Below are 10,029 nucleotides of genomic sequence, written 5' to 3' on the forward strand. Positions count from 1 at the left end.
CCGTGGCCGGACACCCGGGCCACCCGGCCGGCACGGCGCAGGTCCGGGCGCGGCGCGGCGGGGGTGGATCGGCGTACCCGGGGGCGGTGCCGGGTAGCCTCCCCCCATGGCGGACTCCTCCACCCAGTCGATCGTCGTCGGCGCGTCACCGGACCGGGTGGCGGCCGTCATCTGCGACTTCGCGAGCTACCCCGAGTGGACCGAGGCGGTCCGCCGGGTGGAGGTCGTCGAGGAGTACGAGGACGGTTACGCCAGCCAGGTCCGGTTCACCATCGACGCCGGGGTGATGGCCGACGAGTACGTGCTGGCCTACGAGTACGCCGAGGACCTGTCCCGGGTCGAGTGGCACCTGGTGGCGCCGTCGAAGATGCAGAAGTCCCAGCGTGGCGCGTACGACATCGTCGGCAACCCGGACGGCACCTGCACGGTGACCTACACGCTGGAGGTCGAGCTGTCGGTCGGCATGCTCGGGATGTTCCGCCGCAAGGCCGAGAAGATGATCATGGATACGGCGTTGAAGCAGCTCAAGCGCCGGGTAGAAGCACCCGGTGCGGCGCAGTGACGCGGCGGCCGGCGACACGGTAGAGGAGCCGACCATGGGGGGTACGGAACCGGGCTCGGCCCGGGAGGAGGCCGAGCGGCTGGTCGCCACGCTGCTCGCGACGGCCCGGCTGGCGTCCGCCGACTCCGGGGCGGGCCCCTGGGGTCCGCTCGGTGGGATCCTGTCGGGTGTCCTCGGTCACAGTGCCGGCGCGTCCCGCCCCGAGGCGGGCGCGCACCGGTCCGGAGGATTCGCCACCGGATCGCCCGAGTGCTGTATCTGTCCGGTCTGCCGGGGTATCGCCGCGTTGCGCGATCCGAGTCCGGAATTCGCCGAGCGGCTCGCCACCGGGGCGGGGGATCTGGCCGCCGGAATCGCCAGCCTGATGCGCGCGTTCGGGCCCGCCGGAGCCGGGGAAGCATCCCACGGGACGCCCGACGGCGCCAGCGCGGCGGCCGGCGGGAACACCGCGACCGATCCCGACGCCGATCACGTGTGGCGCGAGGCCACCCGTACCGGGCATGATTCTCCGTCGGCGCCGGAGCGGGACGTCTGGTCCGCCGCCACCCGGGCGGAGGACGCGGTCGTACCGGCCCCCGCCGCCTCGCCCGTCGACGACGCCGGGCCGGCCGCGCCGGTCCAGCAGGTCCGGCCCACGGCCGACCGTCCCGTGGTGCCCGCCTCGCGTGCGCCGGCCGGCGCGGACGGGGACGCACCAGGCGACGACGCCTGATCACCGGACATCCCGGCATCGCACGGCCGGTTCGGCCGATGTCGGGCAGCACAGCAGAGGGGAGTGGCCGCGGTGACGCTGACCATCGGAGTCGACGTCGGTGGGACGAAGGTGGCCGGCGGTGTCGTGGACGACACCGGCAAGGTTCTCGTGCAGGCCCGGCGGGACACCCCCGCGGACGACGTCGGCAAGACCCGTGACGTCATCATCGAGCTGGTCACGGAGCTGGCCGCCGGGCATCCGGTCGACGCGGTCGGGATCGGCGCGGCCGGCTGGATCGACGCGTCCCGCTCCACCGTGCTCTTCGCCCCGAACCTGGCCTGGCGCGACGAGCCGCTGCGCGAGTACGTCAGCAAGGCGACCGGCCTGCCGGTGATCGTCGAGAACGACGGCAACGTGGCGGCCTGGGCCGAGTTCCGGCACGGCGCGGCCCGCGACGCCGACGACTCGATGGTCATGTTCACCATCGGCACCGGCGTCGGCGGCGGCATCGTGCTCGGCGGGGAGCTGGTCCGGGGTGCCCACGGCATCGCCGCCGAACTGGGCCACATGCTCACCGTGCCGGACGGCCACCAGTGCGGCTGCGGCCGGCTCGGCTGCATCGAGCAGTACGCCAGCGGCAGCGCCCTGGTCCGGTTCGCCCGGGCCGGCGCCCGGCAGGAGCCGCAGCGGGCCACCGCCCTGCTGGAGCTGGCCGGCGGCGAGGCCGAGGCGATCACCGGCCCGATGGTCACCGCCGCCGCGCAGGGCGGCGACCCGATCTCGGCCGAGGCGTTCGCCCAGATCGGCCGGTGGCTCGGCACCAGCCTCGCCGACATGGCCCAGATCCTCGACCCGCAGGTGCTGGTGGTCGGCGGTGGCGTGGTGGAGGCGGGCGACCTGCTGCTCGGCCCGACCCGGCGGTCGTTCACCGACGCACTGGCCCAGCGCAGCCGCCTCCCGGTGGCCGAGGTGCGCCCCGCCGAACTGGGCAACAGCGCCGGCGTCATCGGCGCCGCCGACCTCGCCCGCCGACGGTGAGCGCCGGGCCGGCGGGCACCCGCCCGGACGCCGCCGAGCCGGCCGGCGACACCCGTTCCGGGGCCGCCGAGCCCCGGAACGCGGGTCCCGGCCGGGTGCCGCTGCGGGTGGTGTCGTACAACATCCACAGCCAGCGGGACGACACGGCGGCGCTGGCTGCGGTGGTCCGCGAGGCCGCCCCGGACGTGGTGATCGTGCAGGAGGCCCCGCGCCGGTTCCGGTGGCGGCAGAAGTCCGCCGCGCTGGCCGACTCGTTCGGCCTGGTGGTGGCCGCCGGCGGCCTGCCCTCGCTGGGCAACCTGCTGCTGACCAGCCTGCGGGTCCGGGTGACGGACACCCGGTGCCAGCGGTTCCCGCTGACCCCGGGCCGGCACCTGCGCGGCGCGGCGTACGCGCGGTGCCTGGTCGGCGGCGCCCGGTTCCTGCTGGCCGGCTCCCACCTGTCCACCGACCCGGTCGAACGGCCCGGTCAGGCCGCCCTGCTCAAGCGGGAGCTGGCCGGGGCCGACCTGCCGGTGGTCCTCGGCGCGGATCTCAACGAGGGCCCGGACGGTCCGGCGTGGGGCACCGTCGCGGCGGGCCTGACCGACGCGGCGGTGGCCGCCGACGCGGCCGACCGGCACACCTACCCGTGCGCCGGCCCGCGCCGGCGGATCGACGGGCTCTTCGTCGACCCGCGCGTCGAGGTGGTCGGCTACGACGTGGTCGACACCCCGACGACCCGCCGGGCCAGCGACCACTTCCCGGTCCTGGTCGACCTGCTGCTGCCCGTCGCCGGCTGACCCGGGCCGGCGAGCCGGCAGACCCCGGCCCGCCGGGCCCGGACCGGAGCCCCGGGCTGGACAACGGGCTCCGGGTACGGGGAGGATGCCCGTCGAACCGGCGTTCGTGCCGCACAAAGGAGATTTCCGGTGTCCCCCTCCACCGAGCACGGCCGGCCCGACCCGGAGACCACGACGCTCGCCCCGAGCCGGGACGGGCGCCCGGTCTCCGACCGGGGCGAGACGGTCTGCGTGATCGGCGCCGGGGCCAGCGGTCTCACCGCCGTGAAGAACCTCGCCGAGCATGGCTTCGGCGTCGACTGCTACGAGCGGGAGACCGGCGTCGGCGGCGCCTGGAACTGGCGGCACGACCGCAGCCCGGTGTACGCCAGCACCCACCTGATCTCGTCGCGGCCGTTCACCCAGTTCCCCGACTTCCCGATGCCGGACTCCTGGCCGGACTACCCGCACCACAGCCTGCTGCTGTCCTACTTCGAGCGGTACGCCGACCACTTCGACCTGCGCCGGCACATCTGGTTCGGCACGGAGGTGGTACGGGTGGAGCCGGTGGACGGCGACCGGTGGGACGTCACCACCCGCAGCACCGGCGGGTACGGCCCGGAGCGCACCTCCCGGTACGCCGCCGTGCTGGTCGCCAACGGCCACAACTGGTCGCCGAAGCTGCCCCGCTACGAGGGGCTGGAGGAGTTCCGGGGCGAGGTCATGCACGCCTCGTCCTACAAGGACCCGGCGCAGTTGCGCGGCAAGCGGGTGCTGGTGGTCGGGGCCGGCAACACCGGCTGCGACCTCGCGGTCGAGGCGGCCCAGCAGGCGTCCCGCTGCTGGCACTCCACCCGCCGCGGCTACTGGTACGCCCCGAAGTACGTCCTCGGCCGCCCGGCCGACCAGGTCAACGACCGGCTGCTGGCGTTGCGGGTGCCGCTGCGGATCCGGCAGTGGCTCTACCACCGGACGCTGCGGCTGACCGTCGGCGACCTGACCCGGTTCGGCCTGCCGAAGCCGGACCACCGGGTCTACGAGACCCACCCGATCGCCAACAGCCAGCTCGTCTACTACGTCGGCCACGGCGAGATCACCCCGGTGCCGGACGTGGCCCGGTTCCACGCCGGCGGGGTGACCCTGACCGACGGCCGGGAGATCGACCCGGAACTGGTCGTCTTCGCCACCGGCTACCTGCCGCGCTTCGAGTTCCTCGACCCGAAGATCCTCGGCGACGACGACGGCTCGGGCCGGCCCCGGCTCTGGCTCAACGCCTTCGCGCCGGGCCACCCCACCCTGGCGGTGGCCGGCCTGCTGCAACCCGACTCCGGGGTCTTCACCCTGGCCCACTGGCAGACCGTGCTCTTCGCCCGGCTGCTCCGGCAGCGCCGGGCCGCCCCGCAGCGGGCCACCGCCTTCGCGGCCCGGGTGGCGGCCGGCGCGGGGGAGCGGTACTCGGGGAAGGTCAAGGACAGCAGCCGGCACTGGTTCGAGGTGGGCCACGCCGACTACCTGCGCGCGGTGCAGCGCGCCCTCGACGAGCTGGAGGGCAAGTGAGCGGCACGACCGATGAGCGGGTGCGGATCATGCGGGGCCGGGAGTGGGCCCGCCCGGTCCGGCCGGCCCGGCGGGAGGTGCTGGGCGCCACCCCGGAGCTGGAGGAGGGGCGGCCACCGCTGCTCTTCGTACCGGGGTTCGGGCACGGGGCCTGGGCGTTCGCCGAGCACTGGCTGGAGCACGCCGCGGCGCGCGGCTTCCCCGCGTACGCGTTGAGCCTGCGGGGGCACGGCGGCAGCGAGCCCGCGCCGGGGGCGACGCTGCGGGCGTACACCCATGACGTGGTCCAGGTGGCGGCGGGCCTGCCGCGCCAGGCGGTGCTGGTGGGCCACGGGGCCGGGGCGCTGGTGGTGACGCACGCGCTGGCGCGTTACCCGGCCCGGGCGGCGGTGCTGGTCGCGCCGGTGCTCGGCGGCTGGGCGACGGCCGGGGCGGCGCTGCGGCGCAACCCGGCCGGGACGCTGCCCGCGCTGTTCGGCGGCCCGCTGCGGTTCAACCGGCGGCAGTTGTTCAGCCGGGAACTGCCGGACGCCGACGCCCGGCGGCACCTGGCCCGGCTGGGTCGGGCCGGCCGGCGGGCACAGTGGCAGCTCCTCGGCGGGCGGGCGGCCGAGCCGCCGGTGGGCCGTCCGCCGGTGCTGGTGCTGGGCAGCCCCGACGACCGGGTGGTCCCGCCGGCCGCGCTCAGCAGGGCGGCCGGCCGGTACGGCGCGGCCCCGCTGCTCTTCCCCGGCATGGGGCACGACCTGATGCTCGACGCCCGCTGGCGGGAGCCGTTGGACGCGATCCTCGACTGGTTGGTCAAGGAGCCGGGCCAGCCCTGACCGGGCCAGCCCTGACCGGGTCAGCCCTGACCGGGTCAGCCTGACTGGGCACGGCCAGGGCTGGCCCGGCTCGGTCCGGCACCGGCTCGGCTGGCCTGGTCCGGGCCCGGCCCGCCTCGGGGCGGGCCCGGGCTGCGGTGGGGCGGCCCGGTCAGCCGGTGCTGCTGAGCCGGGTGAGCAGCGAACCGGTGTCGTCCAGGGCGCTGAGGTAGGACCGGGCCCAGGCCCGGATGTCGTGCCGGTGCAGGTGGTCGCGCATCGCCAGCATCCGGTCGCCGACGTCGGTCGGGCCGGCCCGCAACGCCGACAGCAGCCCCTGCTTGAGCCCCTCCAGGTCGTGCGGGTTGACCAGGTACGCCTGCTCCAGTTCGGCGGCGGCGCCGGCGAACTCGCTGAGCAGCAGCGCGCCGGTGTCGTCGACCCGGGCGGCCACGTACTCCTTGGCGACCAGGTTCATCCCGTCCCGCAGCGGGGTGACCGCCATGACGTCGGCGACCCGGTAGAGCGCGGCCAGCTCGGTACGGTCGAACGGCTGGCTGAGATAGTGGATCGCCGGCTCACCGACCCGGCCGAACTCACCGTTGATCCGGCCGACCTCGCGTTCGATCCGCTCGCGCAGGATCTGGTACTGGCCGACCCGCTCGCGGCTGGGCATGGCGACCTGCACCAGCACCGTGTCCCGGACCTTCACGTCACCGCTGGCGAGCAGCTCGCTGTAGGCCTTCAGCCGCTGCTCGATGCCCTTGGTGTAGTCCATCCGGTCGACGCTGAGGATGACCTGCTCGGGGTCGCCCAGGTCGTGCCGCAGCCGGCGGGCCCGCGCGGTGACGTCCGGCCGGCCGGCGAGCGCCGCCATCTCCGCGGTGTCGATCGAGACCGGGTACGCCCCGATCCGCACCACCCGGTCGCCGACGCCGATCCGCCGGTCGGTGGCCGGCAGGTCCAGCACCTTGGTGACGAGCTGGGCGAAGTTGTGGGCGGCCTGCGCCCGCTGGAAACCGATCAGGTCGGCGCCGAGCATCCCGCGCAGCAGCTCCGCCCGCCGGGGTAGCTGCATGAACAGCTCCGGCGGCGGGAACGGCACGTGCAGGAAGAAGCCGATCCGTAGGTCGGGGCGGAGCTCACGGAGGATCTCGGGGACCAGTTGCAGGTGGTAGTCCTGCACCCAGACCACCGCGCCGGGGTCGGCCACCTCGGCGGTCGCCTCGGCGAACCGCTGGTTGACCCGCTGGTACGCCTCCCACCAGCGGCGGTGGTACTCGGGTTGCTCGACGGCGTCGTGGTAGAGCGGCCAGAGGGTCGCGTTGGCGAAGCCCTCGTAGTGGTCGCGCAGGTCCTCGGCGGTGAGCGGGACGGTCTGCATGCGGACACCGTCCACATCGGGCAGCATGGGCGCGGGGCCGGTGCCGCCGGCCCAGCCGACCCAGGTGGCGGGGGTGTGCCGCAGCAGTGGGTGCAGCGCGCTGACCAGCCCACCGGGGCTGCGGCGCCACTCGCAGGCGCCGTCGGGCGCCACGCTGTCGTCGATGGGGAGCCGGTTGGCCACCACCACGAGGGAACTCTGTCGCATCTCGGGCATTCCGATCAGCAGTGGACCGACCACACCGCGCAGGGAACAACCGGGCAGTCGGTGGGGGAAGTGACGTACAGCGGTATTCCTACTGACCGTAAGTTACACCACTGTTACGCCAGTCGCGGAGGTCGGTGGCGTCCCGGGATGCGGGCGGATCAGACGACCGCGCCGTCGTCCGGGTCGTGATCGTCGTCGTCGCCGGGGCGCAACCGCCAGATCAACGTGACGAACCCGGCGAGGATCCCGGTGAAGCCGAGCAGGGTCACCACCGAGGCGTCCACCGGCAGCAGCGCCGGGTTGAGGAAGAGGACGAAGCCGACCACGATGCCCAGCACGCCGACCACCGCGTACTTCGAGATCCGGGGCAGCGGCGGAGGCGGGGGCGGGGTGTAGCGCTCCTCCTCGTCGTCGGGCAGGTCGGCGCCGAAGGTGTCCAGGCCGTCCAGCAGCGACGGCTCGTCCGGCCGGTCCCGGGTCACCGAGATGTCCGAGACATCCGCCGCGTACGGCAGCCGCCGCACGTCGGTGACCGTCGGGGCGGTCGGCTCGTCGGCCCGGGTCGCGGTGCCACCGGCCCGGGTGGCCGGATCGGTCGGTTCCTCGTCGTCGACGTCCTCGGCGGCCGGCCAGGGGTGGCTGCCGGCGGTCGGGGCGGTGTGGAAGGCGGCGACGATCCGCTCCCACTCGGCGTCGACGTCCGGGTCGGCGCGGGACGGCTCCGGGGTGGCCTCGTCGGCGAGCTGGGTGAGGTAGTCGCGGGCGGTGGTCAGGTGCGAGCGGTCCACGTAGAGCCGGTCGACCGGCCGGGACGGCACGGTGGTCGTCCGGGTGATCGGGTTGAGGTCGGCGGAGGGCTGGAGGTACGCGGCGATCCCGCCCGCGGCGAGCACGTCGAGCAGGTGCTCACCGACGCGCGGATCGACGTCGCCCGCGACGGCGTACTCGCTGGCGTCGAGCCCGTTGTCCCGCCGTCCCCGGCGGGCCCCACCCGCTGACACCGGACATCCTCCTCCGCGCACCTCGTGGTGCGGTCCTCTCGGCGCCCCGTACGCCGTGCTCTGAATCGTGACACGTCGGGACCCGGTTCCGGGAGTGCGTTGTGGCGCGCCGCTCCCGGTTCGTCGGCTCCGGGCCGACGATCCCGCCCGCCGACGGCGTCTCCGGCCGGGTCGCCGGGGGCTCCCGGCATGCCCGGCGTGCCCGCCCGGCGGCCGGGTCGCCGCCCACACCTCGGGAAGGACACCGTTGCCGTACTGGCTGATGAAGTACATCATCCTCGGCCCGCTGCTCAGGCTGATCTTCCGGCCCCGGGTCGAGTGGCTGCACCACCTGCCCGCCGACGGCCCGGTGATCCTGGCCGCCAACCACCTCTCCTTCGCCGACTCGATCTTCACGCCGTTGGTCGTCCCGCGAAAAGTCACATTCATCGCAAAAGCGGAATACTTCACGGGGCGTGGCCTGAAGGGCTGGCTCTGCAAGGCGTTCCTCGCCGGCACCGGGTGCATCCCGGTCGACCGCCCCGGCCGCCGGGCCGCCCCAACGGCGCTGGACACCCAGTTGGTGCTGGACATCCAGTTGGTGCTGGTCACCCTGGCGGTGCTGGTCACCCTGGCGGTGCTGGTCACCCTGGCGGTGCTGGTCACCCTGGCGGTGCTGGACACCCTGGCGGTGCTGGACACCCAGCTCCGGGTGCTGCGCGCCGGTGGCATCGCCGGCATCTACCCGGAGGGGACCCGTTCCCCGGACGGGCGGCTGTTCCGGGGCAAGACCCCCGCCCCGCAGGACCCCGCCCCGCGCGTGCAGGTCGCCGCCTGACCCGGACTGAAGCGCGCCCTGCCCCACGCGGGGCCTTAGGCCCGCCACCCGTCCCGCCTTGCCTGTCGTCCCGCCTTGCCTGTCGTCCCACCTTGCCTGTCGTCCCACCTTGCCTGTCGTCCCGCCTTGCCTGTCACCCCGCCATTCCGCCTTGCCCGCCGCGTGCCTTGCCCGATGGTGCGCCTTGACTCACGGCTGCCTCTTGATCGAGTACCTTGATCGACTCCATTGCGGCGATATGGCGCTATCGAGGTGCCCGTGATCCCGCTACATCGCCGCAATGGAGTTGATCTCCGCCGGGCGGGCCCCGTGTCGGGCGGGCCCCGTGTCGGGCGAGGCCTGTGTCGGGCGGGCTCGCTATCCGGGGTCGGCTATCCGGGTCGGACTGGCGGGTCGGGGCTGGCTCAGGGCTGGTCGGCTGTTGCCGGGGCGGCCAGCCGGAGGAGTCCGGGCATGCCGTTGCGGTCGGCGAAGTCCCGCACCCGGTCGAGGGTGACCGCCGCCTGGGCGGGATCGGCGAGGGCCAGCGCTCGTACCGACAGTGCGGTGGCCAGCACGTGGTCGGTGGTGTCGGTCATTCGCGCATAGCTGTCCGCCGCCGCCCGGAACAACCGGCTGGCGCTTCGGGCGTCGCCGTCGGCCAGGGCCAGGGTGGCGTCGGCGACCTGCCCGGCGGCCTTCGCCCAGGGTGTCATCCGGGGAGCCCGGTCGAGCATGTCACGCACCAGCCGGGCCGCGTCCGGGCCGAGCACCGCGGCGACGTGTCCCACCGCCGGCACCCATTCGGCGAACGGGATCATCCGGGTCCGGCCCCAGTCCTCGTCCAGCTCCACCAGCAGCCGCATCGCCTCGGTCCGCCGGCCACGGACGGCCTGGCAGAGCGCGGCGTGCGCCAGCGTGGACTGGAGCACCCGGTGGAAGCCGCTGCGCCGGGCGGCGACCAGAGCCTGGGCCACCAGATCCGGCTCACCCATCCCGGCCTCGTCCGGCCCCGTCGGTCCTACCCGGGCTCCGTCCGGCCCATTCCGGCCCATCCCGGCGTCGGCCGACCCTGCGTCGCCCGGCCCACCCCGGTCCACCCGGGCGTCGACCGGCCCCGTCCGGCCTGTCCCTGCGTCGCCCGGCCCACCCCGGTCCACCCGGGCGTCGACCGGCCCCGTCCGGCCTGTCCCTGCGTCGCCCGGCCCACCCCGGTCCACCCGGGG

Annotated in this window: 10 protein-coding genes; 7 read left to right on the forward strand and 3 right to left on the reverse strand. The window is 74.7% G+C overall.

Annotation, left to right across the window (positions count from 1 at the left end; genetic code table 11):
• The first annotated feature begins 106 nt into the window (after positions 1-106).
• The 6 genes from ACIQG9_RS09355 to ACIQG9_RS09380 all read left to right on the forward strand — a co-directional run bounded on the left by ACIQG9_RS09355 (position 107) and on the right by ACIQG9_RS09380 (position 5,436).
• Positions 107-562: an SRPBCC family protein gene (locus tag ACIQG9_RS09355; protein WP_400399631.1), complete on the forward strand. Its 456-nt coding sequence runs from the start codon at positions 107-109 to the stop codon at positions 560-562.
• A 34-nt stretch (positions 563-596) separates the two neighbouring features.
• A complete protein-coding gene (locus ACIQG9_RS09360; RefSeq protein WP_400399633.1) occupies positions 597-1,274 on the forward strand; it encodes a hypothetical protein in 678 nt (225 codons plus the stop codon).
• Between the two features lie 72 nt (positions 1,275-1,346).
• Positions 1,347-2,294, forward strand: coding sequence for an ROK family glucokinase (locus tag ACIQG9_RS09365; RefSeq protein WP_400399635.1), 948 nt, complete (start codon positions 1,347-1,349; stop codon positions 2,292-2,294).
• A 95-nt stretch (positions 2,295-2,389) separates the two neighbouring features.
• The gene (locus tag ACIQG9_RS09370) at positions 2,390-3,076 is read left to right on the forward strand and encodes an endonuclease/exonuclease/phosphatase family protein (RefSeq protein WP_400400095.1); all 687 of its coding nucleotides are present in this window, start codon (positions 2,390-2,392) and stop codon (positions 3,074-3,076) included.
• Between the two features lie 129 nt (positions 3,077-3,205).
• Positions 3,206-4,612 (forward strand): flavin-containing monooxygenase, encoded by a 1,407-nt coding sequence (locus ACIQG9_RS09375; protein WP_400399637.1) that lies wholly within the window; start codon positions 3,206-3,208, stop codon positions 4,610-4,612.
• A gap of 29 nt (positions 4,613-4,641) precedes the next feature.
• Positions 4,642-5,436 carry an alpha/beta hydrolase gene (locus ACIQG9_RS09380; RefSeq protein ID WP_400400097.1) on the forward strand — a complete coding sequence of 265 codons (795 nt, stop codon included), beginning with the start codon at positions 4,642-4,644 and terminating at the stop codon, positions 5,434-5,436.
• A 151-nt stretch (positions 5,437-5,587) separates the two neighbouring features.
• Here the strand turns inward: ACIQG9_RS09380 and ACIQG9_RS09385 are convergent, their stop codons facing one another.
• Complete coding sequence (locus ACIQG9_RS09385; protein ID WP_400399639.1) at positions 5,588-7,006, reverse strand: trehalose-6-phosphate synthase; 1,419 nt, start codon at positions 7,004-7,006, stop codon at positions 5,588-5,590.
• 158 nt (positions 7,007-7,164) lie between these two features.
• Positions 7,165-8,007, reverse strand: a complete 843-nt coding sequence (locus ACIQG9_RS09390; RefSeq protein ID WP_400399641.1) for a DUF308 domain-containing protein — start codon at positions 8,005-8,007, stop codon at positions 7,165-7,167.
• Positions 8,008-8,254: 247 nt separating this feature from the next.
• Between ACIQG9_RS09390 and ACIQG9_RS09395 the strand changes: the two genes are divergently transcribed.
• Positions 8,255-8,824 (forward strand): lysophospholipid acyltransferase family protein, encoded by a 570-nt coding sequence (locus ACIQG9_RS09395; RefSeq protein WP_400399643.1) that lies wholly within the window; start codon positions 8,255-8,257, stop codon positions 8,822-8,824.
• 404 nt (positions 8,825-9,228) lie between these two features.
• On the opposite strand, the gene ACIQG9_RS09400 is transcribed toward ACIQG9_RS09395, so the two are convergent.
• Positions 9,229-9,798, reverse strand: a complete 570-nt coding sequence (locus ACIQG9_RS09400) for a hypothetical protein (RefSeq protein WP_400399645.1) — start codon at positions 9,796-9,798, stop codon at positions 9,229-9,231.
• Between the last annotated feature and the right edge of the window lie 231 nt (positions 9,799-10,029).

The organism is Micromonospora sp. NPDC092111 (genome assembly GCF_044755745.1).
Taxonomy (GTDB): domain Bacteria; phylum Actinomycetota; class Actinomycetes; order Mycobacteriales; family Micromonosporaceae; genus Micromonospora.

Bases quoted from the DNA above. Each gene is read 5' to 3' on its own strand.
- ACIQG9_RS09400 (WP_400399645.1), bottom strand. From the start codon at position 9,798: ATGGGTGAGCCGGATCTGGTGGCCCAGGCTCTGGTCGCCGCCCGGCGC.
- ACIQG9_RS09385 (WP_400399639.1), bottom strand. From the start codon at position 7,006: ATGCGACAGAGTTCCCTCGTGGTGGTGGCCAACCGGCTCCCCATCGAC.
- ACIQG9_RS09360 (WP_400399633.1), top strand. From the start codon at position 597: ATGGGGGGTACGGAACCGGGCTCGGCCCGGGAGGAGGCCGAGCGGCTG.
- ACIQG9_RS09380 (WP_400400097.1), top strand. From the start codon at position 4,642: ATGCGGGGCCGGGAGTGGGCCCGCCCGGTCCGGCCGGCCCGGCGGGAG.
- ACIQG9_RS09355 (WP_400399631.1), top strand. From the start codon at position 107: ATGGCGGACTCCTCCACCCAGTCGATCGTCGTCGGCGCGTCACCGGAC.